At 68.7% G+C, this 22,719-nt stretch carries 22 protein-coding genes and 3 pseudogenes; 16 read left to right on the forward strand and 9 right to left on the reverse strand.

All coding sequences use genetic code 11. The annotated features are described in order from the left end of the window. Positions 1–12 precede the first annotated feature (12 nt). Positions 13–120, reverse strand: coding sequence for a hypothetical protein (locus MZV50_RS17165; protein ID WP_252635268.1), 108 nt, complete (start codon positions 118–120; stop codon positions 13–15). Positions 121–296: 176 nt separating this feature from the next. On the opposite strand from MZV50_RS17165, the gene MZV50_RS17170 reads away from it, so the two are divergent. Beyond that, a complete protein-coding gene (locus MZV50_RS17170) occupies positions 297–920 on the forward strand; it encodes a TetR/AcrR family transcriptional regulator (protein ID WP_252630514.1) in 624 nt (207 codons plus the stop codon). Between the two features lie 8 nt (positions 921–928). Then, positions 929–1,768 carry a tRNA glutamyl-Q(34) synthetase GluQRS gene (gene gluQRS, locus MZV50_RS17175; RefSeq protein ID WP_252630515.1) on the forward strand — a complete coding sequence of 280 codons (840 nt, stop codon included), beginning with the start codon at positions 929–931 and terminating at the stop codon, positions 1,766–1,768. On the opposite strand, the gene MZV50_RS17180 is transcribed toward gluQRS, so the two are convergent. From MZV50_RS17180 to MZV50_RS17200, 5 genes and pseudogenes are all read right to left on the reverse strand, one after another. After that, positions 1,765–2,079 (reverse strand): winged helix-turn-helix domain-containing protein, encoded by a 315-nt coding sequence (locus tag MZV50_RS17180; RefSeq protein ID WP_252630516.1) that lies wholly within the window; start codon positions 2,077–2,079, stop codon positions 1,765–1,767. The two genes, gluQRS and MZV50_RS17180, sit on opposite strands and share 4 nt — an antisense overlap. Positions 2,080–2,086: 7 nt before the next feature. Continuing rightward, the gene (locus MZV50_RS17185; protein WP_436792229.1) at positions 2,087–2,719 is read right to left on the reverse strand and encodes a hypothetical protein; all 633 of its coding nucleotides are present in this window, start codon (positions 2,717–2,719) and stop codon (positions 2,087–2,089) included. 35 nt (positions 2,720–2,754) lie between these two features. After that, the gene (locus tag MZV50_RS17190) at positions 2,755–3,972 is read right to left on the reverse strand and encodes an acyltransferase family protein (protein ID WP_252630517.1); all 1,218 of its coding nucleotides are present in this window, start codon (positions 3,970–3,972) and stop codon (positions 2,755–2,757) included. 234 nt (positions 3,973–4,206) lie between these two features. Continuing rightward, a pseudogene (locus MZV50_RS17195) lies at positions 4,207–4,946 on the reverse strand (GNAT family N-acetyltransferase). Between the two features lie 11 nt (positions 4,947–4,957). Continuing rightward, a complete protein-coding gene (locus MZV50_RS17200) occupies positions 4,958–5,581 on the reverse strand; it encodes a TlpA family protein disulfide reductase (RefSeq protein ID WP_252630518.1) in 624 nt (207 codons plus the stop codon). Here MZV50_RS17200 and argH point away from each other — a divergent pair, their 5' ends adjacent. From argH to lysA, 3 genes are read left to right on the forward strand one after another with little or no spacing between them, the layout of a single operon-like run. After that, complete coding sequence (gene argH / locus MZV50_RS17205) at positions 5,582–7,000, forward strand: argininosuccinate lyase (protein ID WP_252630520.1); 1,419 nt, start codon at positions 5,582–5,584, stop codon at positions 6,998–7,000. Beyond that, positions 6,979–7,320 carry a hypothetical protein gene (locus MZV50_RS17210; protein ID WP_252630521.1) on the forward strand — a complete coding sequence of 114 codons (342 nt, stop codon included), beginning with the start codon at positions 6,979–6,981 and terminating at the stop codon, positions 7,318–7,320. The genes argH and MZV50_RS17210 overlap by 22 nt, the downstream gene beginning before the upstream one ends. A gap of 9 nt (positions 7,321–7,329) precedes the next feature. Further along, positions 7,330–8,595: a diaminopimelate decarboxylase gene (lysA, locus tag MZV50_RS17215; RefSeq protein ID WP_252630523.1), complete on the forward strand. Its 1,266-nt coding sequence runs from the start codon at positions 7,330–7,332 to the stop codon at positions 8,593–8,595. Positions 8,596–8,740: 145 nt separating this feature from the next. On the opposite strand, the pseudogene MZV50_RS17220 reads toward lysA, so the two are convergent. Both MZV50_RS17220 and MZV50_RS26745 read right to left on the reverse strand, forming a co-directional pair. Then, positions 8,741–9,323 (reverse strand): annotated as a pseudogene (locus MZV50_RS17220) (phosphoribosyltransferase). 132 nt (positions 9,324–9,455) lie between these two features. Further along, positions 9,456–10,215, reverse strand: a pseudogene (locus tag MZV50_RS26745) (MJ0042-type zinc finger domain-containing protein); the annotation flags it as partial. A 72-nt stretch (positions 10,216–10,287) separates the two neighbouring features. Between MZV50_RS26745 and ftsE the strand changes: the two are divergent. The 4 genes from ftsE to MZV50_RS17250 are packed head-to-tail and all read left to right on the forward strand — an operon-like array spanning position 10,288 to position 13,227. Then, positions 10,288–11,010, forward strand: coding sequence for a cell division ATP-binding protein FtsE (gene ftsE / locus MZV50_RS17235; protein WP_252630526.1), 723 nt, complete (start codon positions 10,288–10,290; stop codon positions 11,008–11,010). After that, positions 11,007–11,900: a cell division protein FtsX gene (locus MZV50_RS17240; protein WP_252630528.1), complete on the forward strand. Its 894-nt coding sequence runs from the start codon at positions 11,007–11,009 to the stop codon at positions 11,898–11,900. The genes ftsE and MZV50_RS17240 overlap by 4 nt, the downstream gene beginning before the upstream one ends. Beyond that, complete coding sequence (locus tag MZV50_RS17245; RefSeq protein WP_252630529.1) at positions 11,897–12,520, forward strand: YdcF family protein; 624 nt, start codon at positions 11,897–11,899, stop codon at positions 12,518–12,520. The genes MZV50_RS17240 and MZV50_RS17245 overlap by 4 nt, the downstream gene beginning before the upstream one ends. After that, positions 12,517–13,227 (forward strand): lysophospholipid acyltransferase family protein, encoded by a 711-nt coding sequence (locus MZV50_RS17250; RefSeq protein WP_252630530.1) that lies wholly within the window; start codon positions 12,517–12,519, stop codon positions 13,225–13,227. Before MZV50_RS17245 ends, MZV50_RS17250 begins: the two co-directional genes overlap by 4 nt. On the opposite strand, the gene MZV50_RS17255 is transcribed toward MZV50_RS17250, so the two are convergent. Further along, the gene (locus MZV50_RS17255; protein ID WP_252630531.1) at positions 13,224–13,787 is read right to left on the reverse strand and encodes a gamma-glutamylcyclotransferase; all 564 of its coding nucleotides are present in this window, start codon (positions 13,785–13,787) and stop codon (positions 13,224–13,226) included. The genes MZV50_RS17250 and MZV50_RS17255 overlap by 4 nt on opposite strands. A 28-nt stretch (positions 13,788–13,815) precedes the next feature. Here MZV50_RS17255 and MZV50_RS17260 point away from each other — a divergent pair, with 28 nt between their 5' ends. From MZV50_RS17260 to MZV50_RS17290, 7 genes are all read left to right on the forward strand, one after another. Continuing rightward, positions 13,816–14,838 carry a DUF2125 domain-containing protein gene (locus MZV50_RS17260; protein WP_252630533.1) on the forward strand — a complete coding sequence of 341 codons (1,023 nt, stop codon included), beginning with the start codon at positions 13,816–13,818 and terminating at the stop codon, positions 14,836–14,838. A 159-nt stretch (positions 14,839–14,997) separates the two neighbouring features. Beyond that, positions 14,998–15,798 (forward strand): chorismate mutase, encoded by an 801-nt coding sequence (locus tag MZV50_RS17265; RefSeq protein ID WP_252630534.1) that lies wholly within the window; start codon positions 14,998–15,000, stop codon positions 15,796–15,798. Between the two features lie 45 nt (positions 15,799–15,843). After that, positions 15,844–16,965, forward strand: coding sequence for a histidinol-phosphate transaminase (hisC, locus tag MZV50_RS17270; protein WP_252630535.1), 1,122 nt, complete (start codon positions 15,844–15,846; stop codon positions 16,963–16,965). Beyond that, on the forward strand, positions 16,966–17,904 hold the full coding sequence (locus MZV50_RS17275; RefSeq protein WP_252630536.1) for a prephenate/arogenate dehydrogenase family protein: 939 nt from the start codon (positions 16,966–16,968) through the stop codon (positions 17,902–17,904). It abuts the gene before it with no gap. A 701-nt stretch (positions 17,905–18,605) separates the two neighbouring features. Continuing rightward, complete coding sequence (locus MZV50_RS17280) at positions 18,606–19,046, forward strand: hypothetical protein (protein WP_252630537.1); 441 nt, start codon at positions 18,606–18,608, stop codon at positions 19,044–19,046. 265 nt (positions 19,047–19,311) lie between these two features. Beyond that, positions 19,312–22,206, forward strand: coding sequence for a TonB-dependent receptor (locus MZV50_RS17285; RefSeq protein WP_252630538.1), 2,895 nt, complete (start codon positions 19,312–19,314; stop codon positions 22,204–22,206). A 124-nt stretch (positions 22,207–22,330) separates the two neighbouring features. Further along, complete coding sequence (locus MZV50_RS17290) at positions 22,331–22,675, forward strand: EF-hand domain-containing protein (RefSeq protein WP_252630539.1); 345 nt, start codon at positions 22,331–22,333, stop codon at positions 22,673–22,675. Positions 22,676–22,719 lie beyond the last annotated feature (44 nt).

Here is a 22,719-nt window from a genome sequence, read left to right on the forward strand (position 1 = left end):
GAGCGATCGAACTTACAGAGCCACGCCGACCAGAGCGGCCGCGACGCCGAGGGCGATCACGAGGAAGTAGCCGCCAGCCAGGCGGTCGAAGGCGGTTTCAAAGGCGTTGAACGTGCGCATGACGTCGGTTCTCACTTCAGTTCTTGTCCCCAACCCCCGATGGGTCACTGGCCGCCCCAGAGAATGAGCCGAACCAATCTGGACGATGCTTAGATAGCACCGATCTGAACGCCGTCAAGATGATCTTTACAGCGTTTGGATGAAATTTTAGAAAGGTGTGGTTAGAGTGAGAGCCGATGAGCACCGCGACCGCCGAATCCCGCCCCTATCACCATGGCGACCTGAGCCGCGCCCTGGTCGACGCCGCGCGCAAGATCCTCGAGACCGACGGCCCCGCCGCCCTCTCGCTGCGGGCCGTGGCGCGCGAGGCCGGGGTCAGTCCCGCCGCGCCCTACCACCATTTCAAGGACAAGGCCGAACTGCTGGAGGCCGTGGCCCATGAGGGCTGGCACGAGCTGGACCTGGCGCTCTCGACGGCCCGCGCCTCGACGCCCGACGCGCGCGCGCGGATGACCAACCTGGGCGTCGCCTATGTCTGCTTCGCCCGCGACAACCCCGCCCTCTACCGCGTGATGTATGACCGCTCACGCGACAAGGACGCCCTGCCCGACCAACTGAAGGACGACGGCGCCTATTGCCAGGTGCGCAACACGATCGACGAGAACGCCGGCGGCCACGTCAGCGACATCGACCTGGAACTGGCCACCATCGCCGCCTGGTGCGCCGGCCACGGCCTGGCCGAGATGATCGGCTTCAAGCAGTTCGCCTCCCTGAAGGCCCAGCTGGGCGGCGAGGAAGCCTTCCTGCGCGCCGTGTTCGAACACCTGGGTATGTTCGCGAAGTTCACCGAGAAGGCCTGAGGCCCAGCGTGACCTTCGTCACCCGGTTCGCCCCGTCACCGACGGGCTATCTGCATCGCGGCCACGCCTTCTCGGCGCTCACCGCGTTCCAAGCGGCGGGGGACGCCGGCGGCCGTTTCCTGCTTCGCGTCGAGGACATCGACGCCACCCGCTGCCGGCCGGAATACGACGCCGCGCTCTTCGAGGACCTGGCCTGGCTGGGGCTGGGCTGGGAAGAGCCGATCCGCCGCCAGTCCGAGCACCTGGCCGACTATCACGCGGCTATCGAGGCCTTGCGCGCGCGCGGCCTGGTCTATCGCTGCTTCAAGACTCGCAAGGAGATCGACATCGGCAGGGCGCCACACGAACCGGCGACGCCTTATGTCGGCGCGCCGCTGCCCGCCGCCGAGGAAGCCGAGCGCCTGGACCGGGGCGAGGCCTTCGCCTGGCGACTGTCGCTGGCGGCGGCGCGCGCGGCCCTGGGCGGGTTCGGGGGGCTGACCTTCGTCGAGACGGGCATGGGTCCCGACGGCGAGACGGGCGTCATCCAGGCCAGGCCCGAGACCGCCGGCGACATCGTCCTGGCCCGCAAGGACGTGGGCGTCGCCTATCACCTGGCGGTCGTCCACGATGACGCCCTGCAAGGCGTCACCCACGTGATCCGCGGCCAGGACCTGTTCGAGGCGGCCCATATCCAGCGCCTGCTGCAGGCCCTGCTGGACCTGCCGACGCCGACCTATCGCCATCACGGCCTGCTGGTCGGCCCGGATGGCAAGCGCTACGCCAAGCGGGACAAGGCCCAGACCCTGCGCGAACTGCGGGAGGCGGGCATGTCTCCGCAGGCGCTCCGGGCGGAACTTGGCTTCTAGGGTCCGCCGCCCGCCTGTTCCACCAGCTGCCCCATCGCCCGCAAATAGCCCGCGAAGGCCGCCCGGCCCGTCTCGGTCAGGCGCACGCGGGTCAGCGGCTTGCGGCCGACGAAGCTCTTGTCGATGGCGACATAGCCGGCCTCCTCCAGCTTGCGCAGGTGGACCGACAGATTGCCCTGGGTGACGTCCAGCAGGTCCTTCAGCTCGGTGAAGTCGGCGACCTCGGCGCTGGCCAGATAGGCGACGATCCCCAGCCGCACCCGGCCATGGATGACGTCGTCCAGCCCGCTGATGTCGAACTTGCCCGCCACGATCGCCTCAGGCGGCCGACCGCATGGCCTGGCGCATCATGTAGAACCCGGGAGCTCCCATCAACGCGAACAGGCCGAACGTCGAGATCAGCAGATAGAGGTCCGGGCGATGGATCAGCATCCCCATGGCCACGCCGGACACCAGCCAGCCGATGGAGACCAGCGCCATCCAGGCCCTCTTGCGCAGGACGAAGATCACGTACCAGACCGCGCCCTGCAGCACGAACACCACCGCCGGATGGAACAGCCAGTAGCGGAAGTCGTGGTTACGCGTCGCGGCGGAGGCGAAGATCAGGACCAGCGCCAGGTTGGCGATGCCGGTCCCCGAGAAGGCGGCGTTGACCGCGCGATTGGTGACCCCGCGTTGGGGGTTCTTGCGATCGACGATGATGACGATGGTCATCAGGATCAGGAAGATCACCGTCGGCGCCCAGGCCATCACCAGATTGGCCAGAGGCGGCAGATGCAGCAGCCCCCTCTCCTGGACGAAGTAGGTCAGGGTCTGGACGCCGTAGAGTACGCCGGCCGAGCCGTAGAGCGCCCCGCCAGCGACGCCCAGGCCGCCTCGCTCGCCGCCGCTTTCGGCCAGGCCGCGCAGAAAGGCCAGGTCATCCTGGACCGTCTTCAGCTTGTCGTTCATGGGCAAGGCCCCCTTCAGCGCGCCATCATGGATGGTCACAGGATTCGTCCCAACAGCGGCATGCGGCGCAGGACCATGGTCGTCAGCCAGCTGAGCGCCGTCGCGCCGGCTAAGACCGTCACCCCCTTGGCCAGCCCGCCCCAGTTCTGCGGCAGCAGCATCCAGGCCAGCCAGGACACGAAGACATAGTGGAGCAGATACATGCCGTAGGCGTTGGCCTGCAGGCTCGCGGAGACGCGGCCGGTCTCGCGGATGAAGCGCAGGAAGAAGGCCAGGGCCGCGAAGGACAGGGTCGCGCAGGCCAGGGCGAAGGCCGCGCCGCCGAACAGGTCCAGCGCCACGCGCGGCGGCGGGTTCGGCGAGAAGGCGATGATCATCGTCGCCACCGCGCCGACGATCGGCAGGACCGGCGCCAGTTGCCAGGCCCACCAGCGCTTGGCCAGCTTGCCCTGGGGATCGGTGAGCCCCTGGCCGACGCCGGCCGCGCCCACGGCGATCCCGGCCAGGAACCAGACGAAGTAGTGGCCGACGCGAGCGGTCTGGACCAGGAACGGCCCGACCATGGTCCAGTGGCCGAACGGCGTGGTCATGGCCAACGGCAGATAGGCCAGCAGGCTGGCGGCCACGAGCCCCCAGAAGAACCGCGCCGGCTTGCGCTCCGCCCCTTGGGCCAGGCGCCCCAGTTCCTCGATCACACCCGGGAACAGCGCGTGGACGGCCGTGACGACCGCGCCGAAGGCCAGCAACACCCATAGGAACCAAGCCGGACCGCTGGGCCAGAACGGCAGATGGGTCCAGGTCTGGGCGAAGGCCGCGAAGGACGGCGCGCCGCCCGACTGCAGCCAGGCCGGATAGTAGGCCAGCGGCGACAGCAGACCCGCGCCGATCGCGAACGGGATCCCCAGCCGCAGCGCCCTGCCCTTCAGGAACCCGCCCGCGCCCTTGGCGCGCAGGCCGTCGGCGACGAACAGTCCCGAGATGAAGAACATCAGCGACATGAAGAAGAGGTCGTTGATCAGGGTGAAGATCCCGAAGCCGCCGAACCGCTGCGGGTCCACGACCGGGAAGGCCGTCCACAGGATGGGCTGGGCGTCGAACGCCTTCGGGACCGGCGTGTACGGGTGGTAGGTCAGCACCGCGTGGTGAGCGATGACCAGCAGGGTGACGAAGGCGCGCAAGGCGCCGATCGGGGCATTGCGCTCGCCGTTCCGGGCGAGCGTCGAACGTTCGGTGGCGCTGAGCGGCGCGTGCATGGGCCAGTCCCTCCCTCAAGTGGCGGCACCATGGATCAACAAGTTTGTTTTGTAAACTAGTCTATAGAAAGTCGATCTTTAGGGACTTCCCTTTCGCACGTCATCCCGGCCGCGGCCACGCGGAGAGCGGCCCCCGGGACAACCGTGCCGCCGCGCGTTCCTGGGTCCCGAGATCGCTCAGGCGCGTCCGGGATGACACTGTTTAGAGATCTGAAATTGTTGAGATTTGGGGGCTCAGCGTGTCCAGTATCGATACCGGTACGCCGCCTCGAACCCCTCGTCGGCATAGAGGGCGATGGCCGGGGCGTTGTCGGCCTCGACCTGCAGCCAGGCGCGTTCGGCGCCCAGGCCTCGCGCCTCGGTCGACAGGGCGCGAAGCACCCGTCTCGCCAGGCCCTTGCGACGGTGATCCGGCGCGGTGCGCATGCCGAAGATCCCCGCGAAGCCGCCGCCGACGGCGCTGGCCCCGATCGCGGCCGGCGCACCGTCGACGTCCAGCCGCGCGAAGCGAGCCGGCGCGGGAATGCGCCCCAGGGCCTCCAGCCGCTCGCGGCCGTCCTCGGGATCGCCGGCCGTGGCGGTGAACACGGCTTCGAAGGTCGCGTCAGGCGCGGTCGAGAGGCGGACGGCCGGATCCCCTCCCCGCCCGCCAAGCCGTCCAGATGGCCGAGCATGACAAGGGTCTCCTTGCAGGGCGCATAGCCCCGCGCGGCCAGGCGCTGGGACAGGTCGGCCGGCGCGACCACGCCGTCGGTCAGCTTGAAGCGCGGCGGCAGGCCTCGGGCGGCGAACCAGGCCTCGACGGCGTCCAGCGCGGCCTCGGGATCACGGTCCGGCGTATCCAGCGGCCAGCAGGCGTTGATCCGCATGGAGTGACCGGACGAGGCGTTCAGTCGCCAGCCGCCCAGGCGTTCTCTTTCCCGGGCGGGCCAGGCGTCGTCGGCCAGCGGCTCCAGGCGCGCCGGGTCGATCACGTCTTTGCCCATCACTTCTCGGCCAGCAGTTTCTCGACGATGCCGCGCGCTTCCGGACCCGACCAGTCGGCCGGGCCGGCCATGCGGGCGCGCTCACGGCCCTGGCGATCGTAGATCACCGTCGTCGGATAACCAGCCGCGCGCGGGTCCATGGCGAACGACAGCTTGTAGCCGGGGTCGCGATAGGTCTTCAGCGGCGGATTGGCGGCCATCTCCTCATTGATCAGGTTCAGGTCGCTGTCGCGATCGACGCTGATCGGCAGCACGGTGAGCGGCTGGGTGGCGTAGGCGGCCTGCAGCTTGGCCAGGGTCGGCATCTCGGCCTTGCACGGCGCGCACCAGGTGGCCCACAGGTTCATGACCACCACACGGCCCTTGAAATCGGCCAGGGTCGCGGGTTTGCCATCCAACGACGTAAAGACCGTGGTCGGCGCGGCGCGCGGCGTGGCGGGCACGTCGAGCTTTTCCAGCGTCCCCTTCTTGAATTCTGTGAGGTCGGCGGGACCTGAGGGTTTGAACGAAGCCGTGGCGATGACGTATAGAACCGCCGCCACGCCGACGAGGATGACGCCGCCCAGCGCTATCCTCACAGGATTGCGCTTCTTGGCCGCCGCCTCCGATTGGACTTCGCTCATATGACCGACAACGCCTCCGATACGCCCAAGCCCAAGGGCCAGGGTCAAGCCATGTGGGGCGGTCGGTTCACGGCCAAGCCGGCGGAACTGATGCAGGCGATCAACGTCTCCATCGGCTTCGACAAGCGCCTCTGGGCGCAAGACCTGGCGGGTTCCCGCGCCCACGCGCGGATGTTGATGAACCAGGGCGTGATTTCAAGCAGCGATGGCGAGGAAATCCTCGGCGGCCTCGCCAAGATCGAGGACGAGATCGCCACCGGGACCTTCCCGTTCCGCGACGAATACGAAGACATCCACATGAATGTGGAGGCGCGGCTGCGCGAGCTGATCGGCGCGACCGCCGGCCGGCTGCATACCGCCCGCTCGCGCAACGACCAGGTGGCCGTCGACTTCCGCCTGTGGGTGCGCGACGCCACCGACCGTTCGGCCGCCCAGCTGGAAGCCCTCCAGAAAGCCCTGCTGGCCCAGGCCGAGGTTCATGCCGACGCCCTGATGCCGGGCTTCACCCACCTGCAGCCGGCCCAGCCGGTGACCTTCGGCCACCATCTGATGGCCTATGTCGAGATGTTCGGCCGCGACGCCAGCCGCTTCCGCGACGCCCGCGCCCGGATGAACGAGTGCCCGCTGGGGGCCGCGGCCCTGGCCGGCTCGCCCTTCCCGATCGACCGCCACCAGACGGCGGCGGCGCTGGGCTTCGACCGCCCGACCGCCAACTCGCTGGACAGCGTCTCGGCCCGCGACTTCGCCCTGGAAGCCCTGTCGGCCGCCTCGATCACCGCCACGCACCTGTCGCGCCTGGCCGAGGAGATCGTCCTGTGGACGACGCCGATGTTCGGCTTCATCAAGCTGACCGACGCCTTCACGACCGGCAGCTCGATCATGCCGCAGAAAAAGAATCCCGACGCGGCCGAGCTGATCCGCGCCAAGGTCGGCCGCATCCTGGGCTCGCTGACCACTCTGACCGTCGTCATGAAGGGCCTGCCGCTGGCCTATTCCAAGGACATGCAGGAGGACAAGGTCCCAACCTTCGAGGCCTTCGACGCGCTCGAACTCAGCCTGCTGGCCATGGCCGGCATGGTCGCCGACCTGACCCCGAACACCGAAACCATGGCCAAGGCCGCCGGCGCGGGCTTCTCGACCGCCACCGATCTGGCCGACTGGCTGGTGCGGACGCTGAACATGCCTTTCCGCGACGCCCACCACGTGACAGGCTCGGCCGTGAAGACCGCCGAGGGTCTTGGCGTCGATCTGGCCGATCTTACCTTGGAACAGTTCCAGGCGATCGAGCCCCGGATCACCCAGGACGTCTACGCCGTTCTGACTCCGGCCGCCTCGGCGGCCAGCCGCATGAGCTATGGCGGGACGGCCCCCGCCCAGGTCCGCGCCCAGATCGCGCGTTGGAAGGAACTGCTGGCATGACCCGCCCCGTCACGACGCGCAAAATCACGATCCTGGCCTTGGCCGCCCTGGCCGTCACGGCCGCCGCCTGCGGCAAGCAAGGCGCGCTGGAGCGTCCCGCCCCGCTGTGGGATCCGGTCAAGAAGGCCGCCTGGGAAGCCGAACGTCGCGCGGCGTCAGCCCAGGCCAACCAGCCGGCCCGCGCCGGCGGCGCCCAGGAGGTTCGCGATCCCGCCTCGACCTCCAGCAACCGCACGATCCGCGCCGCCCCCCTGCCGGGCACCAAGGATCCGTTCGGCGGCCCGTCGGCGGCCGGTTTCCCCGGCGCGACCCCGAATTAAGGCACGACGTTGAATCACTTCGAGTACGGCCCCGAGGGCCTGGCCTGCGAAGGCGCGCCCCTGGCCAAGATCGCGGCCGAGGTCGGCACGCCGGTCTACGTTTATAGCCGCGCCACCCTGGAGCGGCACTTCACCGTGTTCCGCGACGCCCTGGCGGCGGCCGGCGTCGTCGACCCGCTGGTCGCCTACGCGGTGAAGGCCAATTCCAACGTCGCGGTGCTGAAGGTGCTGGGCGACTTGGGCGCCGGGGCCGATACCGTCTCGGAGGGCGAGGTTCGTCGCGCCCTGGCCGCCGGCATCCCGCCCGAGCGCATCGTCTTCTCGGGCGTCGGCAAGGCCCGGCGTGAGATCGAATTCGCCCTAAGGACCGGCGTCGCCGAGATCAATGTCGAGTCCGAGCCGGAGATGAACCTGATCGCGCAGGTCGCGGCCGAGCTGGGCGTGCGCGCCAAGATCGCCTTCCGGGTCAATCCGGACGTCGCGGCCGGCGGCCACGCCAAGATCGCCACCGGCAAGTCCGAGAACAAGTTCGGCGTCTCGTTCGCCGAGGCCGCGCGCCTCTACGCCAACGCCAGCAACAACGCCAATCTCGAGCCGATCGGCGTGGCCTGCCACATCGGCAGCCAGATCACCGACCTAGCCCCTATGCGCGCCGCCTTCGGCAAGATGCGCGGCCTGGTCGAGCAGCTGCTGGGCGAGGGTCTGGCGGTCGAGCGCCTGGACCTGGGCGGCGGCCTGGGCGTGCCCTATTTCAACCACCCTGAGCCGCCCTCGCCAGCCGAGTTCGCCGCCATGGTCGGCGAGGTCACCAAGGGCCTGCCCGTGAAGCTGGCCTTCGAGCCGGGCCGGGTGATCGCCGCCAACGCCGGCGTGCTGGTGTCGGAAGTGATCCACGTCCACGAACGGCCCGAGGGCCGCAAGTTCCTGGTCATCGACGCGGCCATGAACGACCTGGTGCGCCCGGCCATGTACGACGCCTTCCACGACATCCGCCCCGTCATCCAGCGGGGCGGCGAGACCGTCTATGACGTGGTGGGTCCGGTCTGCGAGACGGGCGACACGTTCACCCGCGATCGCGCCTTGCCGCCGCTGGCGGCGGGCGAGCTGGTGGCCTTCATGTCGGCGGGCGCTTACGGCTCGGCCATGGCCAGCGAGTACAATACCCGGCCACTGGTCCCCGAGGTCCTGGTCGACGGCGACCGCTACGCGGTGATCCGCAAGCGTCCGACGTACGAGGAGATGCTGGCGCGGGATCTGGTGCCGGACTGGGTGTAGTTGAGAATTCCCCTCTCCCCTTGCGGGAGAGGGTGGCCCCGGCGAAGCCGGGGTCGGGTGAGGGGTCGCACGGCGAGGCCGAGAAACCCCTCATCCGTCGCCTAAGGCGACACCTTCTCCCGCAAGGGGAGAAGGAAGACAGACATCAATCCAGCGCGCCGATGTACGGCAGGCCGCGGCTCTTGCCCTCGTCGTCTAGGCCATAGCCGACCAGGTAGCGCGCGGGGGCTTCCCAGGCGACGAAGTCGGGCTCCATGCCGCGATCCTTGGGCCAGGGCTTGCGGGCGAAGACTGCGGTGAGCACTTCGCTGGCGCCGGCGTCCTTGACCAGGCGGGCGGCTTCCGACAGCGACAGGCCGGTGTCGAAGACGTCGTCGACGACCAGGGCGCGGCGGCCGATCAGCGGGCGCTGCAGGTCGGCGCGGACCTCGCAGCGGCCCGTGCTCTTGCGCTCGTCATGGTAGGAGGCCAGCCACAGGGCGTCGAACCGCACGTTGCGGCCGGCCTTGTAGAGGGCGCGGGTCAGGTCTGCGGCGAACCACAGGCCGCCGGTCAGCAGGCAGACCACGACGGTGTCGTCGTCGATGCGCGGCGCGATGGCCTCGGCCAGCTTCTGGACCCGTTCGGCGATCTCGGCTTCCGAGATCAGGACTTCGGGGTGGGTCTTGTCATTCATGGTGGCGCGGGTTCGTGAGAGTCCGGAGGGGAGGTTTGGTCCCCGCTCTCATGTCCCGGGGGTTCCTGTCCAGCCGCTTCGTGCTCGACGGGGGTGTCTTGAGCCCCGCGCAGCGACAAGTCCGGCTGGGCGCCGTGCTCGCCGGGCTTCTTCAGGGCTGTCTTCACCACCTTGGCCGCGCCCGGTTCGGTGGCGAAGCCGATCTGCAGATCCTTGGCCGTGCGGGGCGGGTTGAGGAAGGTGATCGAGAAGTGACGCACCTCGCCCGGCGGGATCTTGGCGTTGGCGGCGCCGGCCAGCTGGCCGGCCACGCGCTTCTCGTCCTTGTTGAGCAGTTCGACGCGCAACGGCGGGGCCGTCACCTCATGCTCGGTGATGTTGCGGATCGTGCCGGTCACCGTCACCACGGCGTGGCCATCCTGCATCGAGGGCTGGGCCTTGATGCTGTCGCGGTCGATCACCAGGCCGACGGTGTTCACCGGCAGGCCGACGGCGGCATAGGCGCCCGCCGCGCCCGGCAGGACGCGCACGACATCGATGCGGAAGATCAAGGCGGCCACGACGATCACCGCCATGGTGGCGGCCATGCCCGCCCAGATGACGCCCGTGGTGGTGGCCTCTCGCAGACGGCGCTCGGCGTTGGCGCGAGCCCGGAAGACCTTGGGAAGCTCCTCGCCCGGCAGCGCGCTGACCGGCGGCTCCTCGGCCTCAGCGCCAGCGGCGCCCGCCGCGGCGGCTTCAGCGCCCGGTTCGCCCCCTCGGCCTGGCCTCCCAGGGCCGACGCTTCGGGCGTCTCGAACAGGTCGACGGCTTCTTCGTTACGGGCGGTCCAGCGGTGACCACACGAGGCGCAACGCACGACTCGCCCCGCCGAACCGACCTTGGAGTCGTCGACGAAATAGCGGCTGGCGCACTCCGGACAGGTCAGTATCATGGCCGCGAATCGAACGCTCCCCACTCACCCAAATGGGGTCGCTGATTTTAACCCTGATGTCCAGAAACCCAAGTGACGCGCCTTGCGGATCGACACACAACAGGGCGATGACGCCCTACCGGTGGTCCGCTTCGAAGGCGTCTCGATGCGGTACGGGCGAGCACCCGAAACCCTGAGAGACATAAGCTTTTCCCTCGACCAGGGTTCGTTCCACTTTCTGACCGGCGCCTCGGGCGCGGGCAAGAGTTCGCTGCTCAAGCTGATCTACCTGGCCCATCGTGCGTCACGCGGTCGCGTCGAGTTGTTCGGACGCGATGTGAGCCTGACCCACACCTCGGACCTGCCGTTCCTGCGCCGCCGCATCGGGGTGGTGTTCCAGGAGTTCCGCCTGCTGGAGCACCTGTCGGTCTTCGACAACGCCGCCCTGCCCTTGCGCATCCTCAAGCGCAAGCCCGCGACCTACCGCGAGGACGTCGCCGAACTGCTCAGCTGGGTCGGCCTGGGCGACCGCATGCACGCCCTGCCGGCGACCCTGTCGGGCGGCGAGAAGCAGCGTCTGGCCATCGCCCGCGCCGTCGTCGACCGTCCTGACGTCCTCCTGGCCGACGAGCCGACCGGCAATGTCGATCCGGCGATGTCGCTGCGCCTGCTGCGGCTGTTCGTCGAGCTGAACCGCCTCGGCACCACCATCCTGATCGCCACCCACGACGAGGAGCTGGTCGCCCGCGCCGCCCGCCCGACGCTGCATCTGGAGCAAGGCCGTCTGGTCGACACGCCTGGCGGACTTGCGGGAGGCCGCGCATGAGCGAATTCTTCCAGGTCGCCCGCTGGAAACCCAGCCCCTTGCTGCCGCCGCGCGACAGCCGCGACGGGGCCTTGGTCTTCGTGGTGGCGGTGCTGTGTTTCCTGGCCTGCCTGACCGCCTTGGCCGCCCTGGCGGCCAACCGCGCCGCCCATGGCTGGACCGCCCAGCTGACCGGCTCGGCCACCGTGGTCGTCCGCGCCCGCGCCAACGAGACCCCCGACAGCGCCGCCGCCCGGGCCGCCGAGACCCTGGCCGGCGTCAGGGGCGTGATCGAGGCCCAGGCCCTGACCCGCGAGAAGGCCGAGGCCCTGCTGGAGCCGTGGATCGGCAAGGAGGCGCTGGTCGATGAGCTGCCCACGCCGCGCCTGGTGACCCTGGACCTGGATCCCAAGGCGCCGCCGACCGCCGCGATCCTCGACAAAGCCCTGAAATCCGCCGGCGTCGACGCCACGGTCGACGACCACAGCCGCTGGATCGCCGACATCGAACGCGCCGCCAACCTGGCGCGGCTGGCGGCCCTGGGCGTCTTCGCCCTGATCGCGGCGGCGACGGCGGCGGTGATCGCCTTCGCCACCCGCGCCGGGCTGGCCGCCCGTCGCGACGTCATCGAGGTGCTGCACTTCTCCGGAGCCGAACAGGGCTTCATCGCCGGCCTGTTCCAGAACCGCTTTGCGACCATGGGCGCCCTGGCGGGCTTGCTGGGCGGCGCGAGCGCGGCCATCATCGGCGCTGTCGCGCGCTATTTCGGCGGCGGCGCGGGGTTCGCGCCGTTGCTGCCGCTGGCCTGGATCGATCTGGCGGCCGCCTTGCCCGCGCCGGTGATCGCCGCTTTGATCGCCGGCCTCTCGGCCCGTCTGGCGGCGTCGCGCATCGTGGGGGAGATGCCGTGAAAAGTCTGGCGGCTCTGCTGATCGCGCTGATGATCTGGGGTCTTGGCCTGCTGGCCTTCACCGGCCGCGTGGACCAGTCGACCCCTGCCCCCGAACCGCCGGACGCCGACGGCGTCGTCGTGCTGACCGGCGCCTCGAACGTGCGCCTGGAGGCCGCCACCCGGCTGCTGGAGGAAGGCAAGGGCAAGCGCCTGCTGATCTCCGGCGTCAACCGCGAGGCCACCCGCGCCGACGTCCAGACCGTCACCCGGGCCGTGAAGCCGATCTATGACTGCTGCGTGGACCTGGGCTTCGCCGCCGCCAACACCGTCGGCAACGCCCTCGAGACGGCCGAGTGGGCCAAGTCCAAGGACTATAAGAGCCTGATCGTCGTCACGGCCGACTACCACATGCCGCGCTCGATGCTGGAGCTTTCCGCCGCCATGCCCGGCGTGAAGCTCTATTCGTATCCGGTGAAGACCGATCTGAACGCCCATCGCTGGTGGAAGACCACGCTCAGCGCCCGGCGGATGATCGTGGAATACTGCAAGTACCTGGCGATCCTGGGCCGCGAGGCGTTCCTGGGCCTGGGTCCAAAAGACAAAGACAAGGCCGCCCCGGCGGCGAAGGAAGCTCCTTGATCTATCTGCGCTCGTTCCTGTTCCAGCTGTTCTTCTGGCTGTGGTCGGCGGCCTGGGCGATCGGCATGATCGTCACCTTTCCCCTGCCCCGCCGGGCCAACACCTGGAGTCTGAAGACCTGGTCCTGGGGCCTGATCGTGGCCCTGCGCGTGCTGGTCGGCGTCAAGGTCGAGGTGCGCGGCGAACAATACCGCCCGACGGGCCCTGCGCTGGTCGCCGCCAAGCACCAGTCGATGTTCGACGTCTTCAGCCAGTTCGCCTTGCTGCCGGACGCCTGCTTCGTGATGAAGAAGGAGCTCTTGATGGTGCCGCTGTTCGGCTGGCACGGCCTGAAGGCGGGCATGATCGTCGTCGATCGCGGCGGCCACTCCACGGCGCTGAAGAAGCTGGTCCGCGACGCCGTCGAGCGCATGAAGGAGACCCGCCAGGTGGTGATCTTCCCGGAAGGCACCCGCGGCGACGTCGGCCAGCCCGGCGACTACAAGCCCGGCATCGCCGCGCTCTACCGCGAGCTGGACATGCCGGTGACCCCGCTGGCGCTGAACTGCGGCGTGCACTGGAACAAGGGCTTCCTGCGCAAGCCCGGCACGATCGTCTTCGAATATCTCGAGCCCATCCCCGCCGGCCTGAAGCGCGGCGAGTTCATGCGCGAGCTGCAGACGCGGATCGACACGGCGACCAAGGCGCTGGAGGACGAGGGCCTCTAAGGCGCCTCGATCGCCTCGACCATCTTCAGCAGCTTCTCCATCGCGTGGTCGCGCACCCCGTCCTCGCGCAGGTGCATGACCAGGTCGCGGAGATAGTCGATGTTAGGACCCGACAGGCCCGTCGCGCCGGCGATCAGCGCCGCCTGCTCGTCCAGGGTCAGGGCCCCCGCCCACTGGCTGTGCTTCATGTCGGAGAGGAAGACCAGGGCCGAGGCCCTTTGCCTGCCATCTGGGCCATTCCCGTCGATCTTCACCTCGCGCCAGGTTTCGAAATAGGTCTCGGTCGGTTGCTCGCGTTCGCGCAGATAGGCGTAGACCGCCTCCCACTCCGCCGCCGCCACACGATAGGCCATGCCACGCACCGCCCCGCCGGGGGCCAGGCCCAGCACCAGGCCGGGCCGTTCGTAGGTGCCGCGATGGTGCACCGAATAGATGCAGAAGGCCCGCCGCCGGCCGTGGAGCACGGCCGTTCTTCGGTCTATGAACGGGAACCCGGGCCGCCACATCAGCGATCCGTATCCGAATACCCAGCGATCCTCGCCGCCGCCCTCTAAGCTCATCACCGATCCCGACTGGACGCGCCAATTCATGACCCATAACGACGCCGCCCCGTCCCGCAAAGCCCCCCAGAAAGCCAGGCGCGGCCGTCTGTTCACGCCTTTCATCCTCGCCGCCCTCGTGGCGGGCGGTTGGAGCTATGGCTGGTTCTGGCTGCGCGGTCAGGCCGAGCAGCGGATGGACGAACAGGCGGCGGACCTGAAGTCGCGCGGCTACGACCTGTCCTGGAGCGACCGAACCTTTCACGGCTTCCCCTTCCGGATGAATGTCGACCTGACCGACGCCCGCGTCGCCGAGCCGACCGGCTGGGCCGTCCGCGCGCCGGTGCTGAAGGGCGAGGCCGAGATCTTCGACCTGACCCACTGGGTGCTGGTCGCCGAGCAGGGCGTGGTCCTGACCCGCCCCGAGGCCGGCGACGTGACGATCACCGGCCAGGCGCTGCGCGCCAGCATCTCGCACGTCTCGGAATATCCGCCGCGCGTCTCGGTCGAGGGCGCCAAGCTGACCTTCGTCCCCGCGGCGGGCGCCAAGCCGTTCGAGCTGCTCTCGGCCGAGGACATGCAGCTGCACCTGCGCGCCGGCCCCGACGACCAGGGCGCGATCTTCTTCAAAGCGGGCGGGGCCAAGACCGCCTTCACGGGCCTCTTGGGCCGCATCGCCCAGGACAAGACCGCCGCGATGATCCTGGAAACGCGCCTGTCGCACGTCTCGTATCTACGCGGCCGTAACTGGGAGGCCGCCGTGAAGCGCTGGAGCGAGGCCGGCGGCCAGATCACTCTGCAGCAAAGCCAGATCCTGGCCGGCGACGCGGTGGGCAAGGCCAAGTCGGGGGTGCTGTCCGTCGACGACAAGGGCCGCGTGACCGGATCCCTGAACGTGGTCATCAAGGAGCGTCCCGACCTTTCCAAGCCGATCCGGACACCCGAACAGGCCCCGGCGGCCGCCGCCCAGGCCCTGGGCCAGGACCCGGAGATCGAGGCCGACCTGAATTTCCGCAACGGCCGAACCCTGCTGGGGGCCTTCGACACGGGCCCCGCGCCGACGGTGTACTGAGCAGGCGGCCAAAACGGCCGGTGGTTCGGCGAGCGCCACGCCGCGACCACAGTGAGCGAGCAACGATCGTTCGAAACGCAATTTCCTTCCCCGCGAGGGCCGGCTATTGCGTGTTCGACGGCAAAGACTATGGTCCCGCCTCCAATTTCGGGGAAGAACATGGGCAGCGACGCGACGGCCGCCACGCCGTCTCTCGAAGAGGTTCGATGGCGGCTCGACGCCATCGACACGGAACTCCTGAAGCTGCTGGACGAGCGCGCCAGCCTGGCCGGCGCCGTCGCGGCCGCCAAGCGCGCCTCCGGCGACACGGGCTTTGGCCTGCGCCCCGGCCGTGAAGCCCACATCATCCGCAAGCTGCTGGCGACGCCGCGCAAGGCCGCTTCCGACACCCTGGTGATCCGCATCTGGCGCGAGATCATGGCCGACAACCTGGCGCGCCAGGGCCCCTATCATCTGGGCGTGTTCGGCGGTCGCGACGCCGCGCGGACGGTCGAACTGACCCGCCTGCGCTTCGGCACGGCCCCGCGCCTGTCGGTCGTGCCTTCCGCCCAGGACGCCCTGGCCATCGCCCGCTCGCCGTGGGGCGTGGCCGTGCTGCCGCTGGCCGCCGAGACGCCCTGGTGGGGCCGCCTGCTGGCCGAACCGAAACTGAAGGTCTTCGCCGCCCTGCCCTGTCTGGCCAGCTGGGGCCCTCAAGCCGCTCTGGCCGTGGCCGAGGTCGAGGTCGAGCCCACCGGCGGCGACCAGACCTTCTGGGTCACCGACTCCGCCAAGAGCCCGGCCGCCATCGTCGAGACCCTGAGCCAGACCGACATCGCCGCCGAACTGATCGCCGAAGCCGGCGGTCTGAAGCTGTTCTCTCTGTCGGGCTTCTTCCAGGCCGACGACCCGAGGCTGGCGCGCGCTCCGGGAGACCTTACGGGCGTCATCGGGGCTGCGCCCGAACAGTTCGACGTGTAAGAGACGCCCGTCCCCAACAGGACGTCCAAGAGCCCGAGTAGTTCGATGACCGCCGCCCCCACCGACCGCTTCGCCGCGCCCCGTCCCGTTCCCAAGCCCGGGATCATGGACATCCATGCCTATGTCGGCGGCAAGTCGAAGGTCGAGGGCATCGCCCATCCGGTGAAGCTGTCCAGCAACGAGAACATCCTGGGCAGCAGCGACAAGGCCAAGCAGGCCTATCGCGACGCCGTCGACCGGATGCACATCTATCCGGACGGCAAGGCCGGCATCCTGCGCGCCGCCGTGGCCGAACGCTTCAAGCTGGAGCCCGAGCGCCTGACCTTCGGCGACGGCAGCGACGAGATCTTCGCCCTGCTGTGCCAAGTCTATCTGGAGCCCGGCGACAACATCGTCCAGGGTGAGCACGGCTTCGCCGCCTACGCCATCGGGGCCCGCGCCTGCCAGGGCGAGGTGCGGATGGCCAAGGAGATCAATCACCGCATCGACGTCGACGAGGTGGTCAAGTGCGTCGACGAGCGCACGCGCCTGGTGTTCATCGCCAATCCCGCCAACCCGACCGGCACCTGGCTGACCGGCGAGGAGATCCGCGCCCTGCACGCGGCCTTGCCGCCATCGGTGATCCTGGTGCTGGACGGCGCCTATTCGGAGTTCTGCAGCGACCCGCGCTTCGAGGACGGCCTGGACCTGGCCCGCACCGTCGAGAACGTGATCGTCACCCGTACCTTCTCGAAGCTGCATGGCCTTGCCGCCCTGCGCGTGGGCTGGGGCTACGCCCCGACGCACATCATCGAGCCGCTGGAGCGCATCCGCCCGCCGTTCAACACCTCGATCCCCGGCCAGGAAGCCGCCGTCGCGGCCCTGTTCGACGACGACTTCCAGGCCCGCTCGCTGGCCCTGGTCGAGCAGTGGCGTCCGTGGATGGCCCAGCAGCTGGGCGGCCTGGGGCTGGAGGTGACGCCGTCGGCGGCCAACTTCGTCCTGGCCACCTTCCCGACCACGCCGGGCAAGACCGCCCGCGAAGCCGAGGCGTTCCTGGCCTCGCGCGGCTACCTGGTCCGCGCCGTGGCCAACTATGGCCTGCCCGACGGCATCCGGATCACCATCGGGCTGGAAGAGCAGAACCGCGCGGTCGTGGATCTCCTCGCCGAGTTCATGGGGCGCTAGATGTCGGCGCCTGGCCTCCTCTATCCCAAGATCACCGTCATCGGCTGCGGCCTGATCGGCGGCTCGGTGATCCGCGCGGCCCGTGAACACGGCGTCGTCGGCGAGGTCACCGTGGCTGACGCCAGCGAGGCCAACCGCGCCCGCGTCGTCGCGCTTGGCATCGCCGAGCATGTCACCGGCGACATCGCCGACGCGGTCAAGGACGCCGACCTGGTGGTCATCGCCACGCCGGTGCTATCGATCCCCGACCTGGCCGCGGTCGTGATCCCGGCCATGAAGGCCGGCGCCACCCTGACCGACGTCGGCTCGACCAAGGGCAATGTCGCCGAGGCGTTCCGCGCCCAGGACCTGTCGAAGATCTACGCCATTCCGGGCCACCCGATCGCCGGCACCGAGCAGTCGGGTCCGGACTCCGGCTTCGCCGAGCTGTTCGAGGGGCGCTGGACGATCCTGACGCCGTTCGACAGCGACGACGAGCACTACGCCAAGGCCGTCGCCCGGCTGTCGGCCTTCTGGCGCGCCTTCGGGGCCCAGGTCGAGCTGATGGACGACAAGCACCACGACCTCGTCCTGGCCGTCGTCAGCCACCTGCCCCACCTGATCGCCTACACGATCGTGGGCAGCGCGGCGGACCTGGAGAACGTCACCGAGAACGAGGTGATCAAGTACTCGGCCTCGGGCTTCCGCGACTTCACCCGCATCGCCGCCAGCGACCCGACCATGTGGCGCGACATCTTCGTGGCCAACAAGGACGCGGTGCTGGAGATGCTGGGCCGCTTCACCGAGGACCTGCAGGCCATGAGCCGCGCGATCCGCTGGGGCGACGCCGACACCCTGCACGCCCATTTCACCCGCACCCGCGCCATCCGCCGGGGCATCGTGGCGGCCGGCCAGGAAAGCGCCCTGCCGAACTTCGGGCGCGATCGCGGCAAGCACTGAACCGGACATGCGTTCCTGGCTTCACGCGGCTTGCCGCTGAAGGGATGGGGAGGCGACGGAGCGGCCGGGCGAACCCGGAGTACCGTGAGTGTTTGTTTGCGTTTCGGCTCGGACGTCCGCTCCGCCAGGCTGTTCTTGGCCGTGAGGATGGGGGGCGTGAGCGTTTTGAGCTCGGGACCCCATAGCCCCCGGACGGGCGCGGACCGAACCGAACGGCTTTTCCGTATCGGTCCCGACGATCCACGATAGGCGGCTTTCGCGATCACCGCCCTGTCGACCCGCTCCCGGCTTTTGCCCCGGGGAACCCGGTCACGGCCGTTCCCGTAGGAGACGACGCGCGCCGCATCTGACCCGGGAACCGAAAGCGGCCCCGCTCAACCTATCCCCGCCGCCGCTTTGGGCCGGATCCAAGCGCCCTCCCCCTGCGACGGGGACAGCGATCAGTATGGGGGCGGTTTTGAACGCGGATCATTCAGCGGCGTCTAGAAGTGAGAAGTGGTTGATTTCGCTGGATTCGACCTCGCGAACGCGGATCATTCGGCCCGCTCAATCCCCGTGAAATCCCCCTCCGAAGCGGGAAGGTTCGCGCGAAACGCGGGAGGCCGGGGAATGACACCGACCTTGATCGCACGGCGTCGTTCGGTGAGCATGCAATCCTTTTCAGGCCCGTCATCGCGCCGCCCAGGCAAACCGAGTCACCGATGTCCGATCAGCCCAACCACGCGCGCGCCGCCTCCCGCTACGCGGCGGACTACATTCTGCGCTGGGTCGAGATCGCCAACGAAGTTCATGGCTCGGACCTGCTGTACGCCCTGGTCTTCACCGCCCTGTGGTCCGGCAACTATTCGCACGTCCGCGACGACGCCGCCTCGGACCCCGAAGACCTCTCGCCGGACCACGAGCCCCGTCCGTTGACGGTGCGCCAGGTCGCCGACTCCCTCGCCCTGCCCTACGAGACCGTCCGTCGTCGTTTCATCGAGCTGCTCGAGAAGGGCGCGATCCAGAGGGTCGGCCGCAGGGGTTTCGTCGTCTCGCGATCGGTCCTGTCCAGTCCCGAAATCGCCCACGGCCAGAAGCGGACGCTCGCCAGCCTCGCTCGCTTCCTCAAGGAGCTGAAGTCGATCGGCGTCAAGGCGACCTGATCGTTCACCCCGGCCTTCCCGTCTCGGACGCCGTCCGGCCCCAAGGCCGGGCGGTTTTCGTGTTGGCCGCCTGCCCAACCCTTCCGCGAGCAATGTTGCCGGAACTTGCGACTCCGCAATTTGTCGGACATATAATATCTACGTTGTGAGATTTGATCCCGAAATATGGGACCTTCGCAACAAGGAGAGCTGAACCGGGAAAACCGGGAGCCTCGGGTTGGAAACATCGAGGGCGCGGCGGGGCCGGCCCTGTCAGGAGGGTCGCATGTCGTCGTCCAAGCACGGCTGGAATTCGGGTTGCTCGCTGCTGGCCCTGGCGTTTGTCGGGGCGATGGCCGCCACCGACGCACGGGCGCAAGCCCAGGCCGGGGCCGCGCCGGACAATACGGTCGAGGAAGTGGTCGTCACCGGCTTCCGCGAGAGCCTGAAGAGCGCCTTGAACATCAAGCGCCAGTCCTCGGGCGTGGTCGACGCCATCAAGGCCGAGGACATCGCCGACTTCCCGGACGCCAACCTGGCCGAGTCGATCCAGCGCGTGCCGGGCGTCTCGATCACCCGCGTCGCCGGCGAAGGCCGCACGATCACCGTGCGCGGCCTGCCGCCCGCCTTCACCCGCGTCCGCATCAATGGCATGGAAGCCCAGTCGACCAGCGGCGCCACCACCAGCGACCGCGGCGCCAACCTGGGTCGGGGCTTCGACTTCAACACCTTCGCCTCCGAGCTGTTCAGCGGCATCACGGTGCGCAAGACCGCCCAGGCCGAGGTGATCGAGGGCTCGCTGGGCGCGACCGTCGACCTGGAGACCGCCCGCCCGCTGGACCAGAAGGGCCTGACCTTCGTGCTGGGCGCCTCGGCCGGCTACAACGACCTTTCCAAGCACTCGGACCCCAAGGCCACTGTGGTGCTGGGCAACCGCTGGGACACGCCCTTTGGCGAGTTCGGAGCCCAGGCCTCGCTGGCCTGGAGCAAGCGCAAGTTCCTCGAGGACCAGTGGGGCTCGGGCGGCTGGAACCCGGCCACCGTCGATGGCGGCTTCTGTACGCCGGTCGGCCGTCCGGTGCAGAACCCCGTCGACAACGCCGCCAACGGCACCAACGCCCTGAACTGCGCCACGGGCGTGGCCCGGCCGGCCGCCAACGACACGGTCTTCGACCTGGCCAACCGCTCGACGGTGTTCTTCCCGCGCCTGCCGCGCTACGGCCGCTTCCATCATAATCAGGAGCGCACCGGCGCGACCCTGGCCCTGCAATGGAAGCCGACCTCGCGCACCTCGCTCAGCTTCGACGCCCTCTATTCGAACTACGACGTCAAGCGCGAGGAGAACTGGCTGGAGGGCTTCTCGTTCGCCCGCGCCATCAGCCAGAACGGCAAGCCGCAGACCGCCGTGCGCGAGCTGATCCTGCGCAACGCCGGGACCAGCCATACCGCCGGGACCAACTTCGGCCAGACCGTCTACGACGTCGACTTCGCCCGCTTCGACGGCGTCGACGTGCGCTCCGACACCCAGCACGACGAGTTCCAGAACGTCTTCCAGCAATACACCCTGGCGGGCACGCACGAGCTGACCGACAGGATCACGGTCAAGGGCCTGATCGGCTACTCGAAGTCGGACTACGACCAGCCGATGACGACGACGATCATGTTCCAGCGGCCCAACACCAGCATGACGATCGACTTCCGCAAGAACCGCGACCAGCCGACCATCACCCACGGCTTCGACGTCACCGACGCCAGCCTCTACAGCTTCGCCGCCCCCAACGCCGAGGTGCGGCTGTCGCAGATCTTCACGACCAACATCTACAAGACCGTCGACCTGAACCTGGCCTGGGCCGTCGACGACGCCCTGACCATCAAGGTCGGCGGCCACTATGACGAGTTCTCGTTCGACACCTCGGCCTTCCAGCGGCCGAACAACTTCCTGGTGCCCAGCTTCACCTCGGCGGAGCTCAAGAACCTCACCAAGGTGGTCAGCGGCTTCGGCGGCCATGGCCTGGACGCGGGTGTGTTTCCGACCAGCTGGGCGACGATCGACTACGACAAGTTCGTCGCCAACCAGAACCTGTACAGCCAGACCGGCCTCTACAACCTGGCCCCCAACTACGGCGGCATCCGGCGCGTGGACGAGAAGGTCAGCTCGGCCTACCTGCAGGCCGATCTGCGGACCGAGATCGCCGGCCTGCCCGTGCGCGGCGACGTCGGCTTCCGCTTCGCCAGGACCGAGCTGGAGTCGCGCGGCTATCAGATCGGCCTGACGCCCCAGCAGGTGACGGCCGATCACAGCTATCACGACGTTCTGCCGTCGCTGAACGTGTCGGTGGACGTCATGCCCGACCTGGTTCTGCGCTTCTCGGGCGCCAAGACGGTGTCGCGGCCCGACCTGGGCTTCCTGACCCCCGGCGGCAGCCTGAATCTGACCGGCACCCCGTCTATCACCTCGGGCAACCCGACCCTGGACCCGATCCGGGCCTGGACCGCCGACCTGGGCGCGGAGTGGTACTTCGCCCCCGGCGCGATCCTGGGCGTCGGCCTCTTCTACAAGGACATCGAGACCTACGTTCAGAACCAGTCCCAGCAGCTGACCTTCCGCCAGACCGGCCTGCCGATGGCGCTGCTGGGCTCGTCCGGTGTCGATCCCGACAACACCCCGATCACCGTCACTCGGCCGCTGAACACCCCAGGCGGGCCCCTGAAGGGCTTCGAGATCAACTATCAGCAGAGCTTCAGCTTCCTGCCGGGCTTCCTGCGCCATACCGGCGCGCTGGTGAACTACACCTATGTCGACAGCCAGATCGACTACTTCCTGGCCGCCGGCGGCATGACCACCAACGACCTGATCGGCCTGTCGAAGAACGCCTACAACGCCACCCTCTACTACGAGGACAGCAAGTTCAGCGCCCGCGTATCGGCCTCGTACCGCGACAAGTCGATCGTCGCCCTGCCGGCCAACAACCCGCTGCAGGACCTGGAGGGCTACTCGCCCAACCTGACCTTCGACATGGCCGCCTCGTACCAGATCAACGACCACTTCAAGCTGTCGCTGGAAGGCCTGAACATCTTCGACCGCTTCAACCGGCAGTACATCGACTCCGACCGGGACAGCACCTTCGTCTACACCCACACCGGGCGGCAGTTTAACCTAGGCCTGCAGTACAAGTTCTAGGCTGCACCTGGCGGGCGCGCTTCGGCGCGCCCGTCCTTTCCCGCCCTATTCGCGAAATAAGTCCGCAACATTCGAAGCTCATTCCAACGGCCCAGGGACATCACCCTGGAAGGAAACACCCTCTATGCGCCGCACGCTCATCGTCGCGCTCGCTTCGCTCACCACGGTCGCCGCCGGCGCGGCCTTCGCGCAGGAAGCCCCCCCTCCGGGTCCGCCGCGCCAGATGCCCAACCCGGAAGACATCTTCAAGCGCTGGGACACCAACAGCGACGGCGCCGTCGACAAGGCCGAGTGGGACGCCACGGGCCGCCCGGCCGATCGCTTCGCGATGCTAGACGCCAACAAGGACGGCAAGGTCACCCTCGACGAGATGAAGGCCGCCTTCGAGAAGATGCGCCAGCGCCGCGCCCAGCAAGGCGATGGCCCGCCTCCCGGTCCGCCGCCGGAAGGCCCGCCGCCGCAGAACTGAGCCGCTTCCGCGCGCTTTTTCGAACGCCGCCCGATCGTCTCGGG

The sequence above is a fragment of the Caulobacter segnis genome (assembly GCF_023935105.1).
Lineage (GTDB): Bacteria > Pseudomonadota > Alphaproteobacteria > Caulobacterales > Caulobacteraceae > Caulobacter > Caulobacter segnis_B.

Excerpts from the sequence above, each read along its gene's own strand:
- MZV50_RS17200 (WP_252630518.1), bottom strand. The coding sequence starts at position 5,581 with ATGAGCGAAGTCCAATCGGAGGCGGCGGCCAAGAAGCGCAATCCTGTG.
- MZV50_RS17240 (WP_252630528.1), top strand. The coding sequence starts at position 11,007 with ATGAGCGAATTCTTCCAGGTCGCCCGCTGGAAACCCAGCCCCTTGCTG.
- MZV50_RS17255 (WP_252630531.1), bottom strand. The coding sequence starts at position 13,787 with ATGAGCTTAGAGGGCGGCGGCGAGGATCGCTGGGTATTCGGATACGGA.
- MZV50_RS17170 (WP_252630514.1), top strand. The coding sequence starts at position 297 with ATGAGCACCGCGACCGCCGAATCCCGCCCCTATCACCATGGCGACCTG.
- MZV50_RS17290 (WP_252630539.1), top strand. The coding sequence starts at position 22,331 with ATGCGCCGCACGCTCATCGTCGCGCTCGCTTCGCTCACCACGGTCGCC.
- MZV50_RS17275 (WP_252630536.1), top strand. The coding sequence starts at position 16,966 with ATGTCGGCGCCTGGCCTCCTCTATCCCAAGATCACCGTCATCGGCTGC.
- MZV50_RS17190 (WP_252630517.1), bottom strand. The coding sequence starts at position 3,972 with ATGCACGCGCCGCTCAGCGCCACCGAACGTTCGACGCTCGCCCGGAAC.
- MZV50_RS17185 (WP_436792229.1), bottom strand. The coding sequence starts at position 2,719 with ATGAACGACAAGCTGAAGACGGTCCAGGATGACCTGGCCTTTCTGCGC.
- MZV50_RS17265 (WP_252630534.1), top strand. The coding sequence starts at position 14,998 with ATGGGCAGCGACGCGACGGCCGCCACGCCGTCTCTCGAAGAGGTTCGA.
- hisC (WP_252630535.1), top strand. The coding sequence starts at position 15,844 with ATGACCGCCGCCCCCACCGACCGCTTCGCCGCGCCCCGTCCCGTTCCC.
- argH (WP_252630520.1), top strand. The coding sequence starts at position 5,582 with ATGACCGACAACGCCTCCGATACGCCCAAGCCCAAGGGCCAGGGTCAA.
- MZV50_RS17280 (WP_252630537.1), top strand. The coding sequence starts at position 18,606 with ATGTCCGATCAGCCCAACCACGCGCGCGCCGCCTCCCGCTACGCGGCG.
- MZV50_RS17285 (WP_252630538.1), top strand. The coding sequence starts at position 19,312 with ATGTCGTCGTCCAAGCACGGCTGGAATTCGGGTTGCTCGCTGCTGGCC.
- MZV50_RS17165 (WP_252635268.1), bottom strand. The coding sequence starts at position 120 with ATGCGCACGTTCAACGCCTTTGAAACCGCCTTCGACCGCCTGGCTGGC.
- MZV50_RS17260 (WP_252630533.1), top strand. The coding sequence starts at position 13,816 with ATGACCCATAACGACGCCGCCCCGTCCCGCAAAGCCCCCCAGAAAGCC.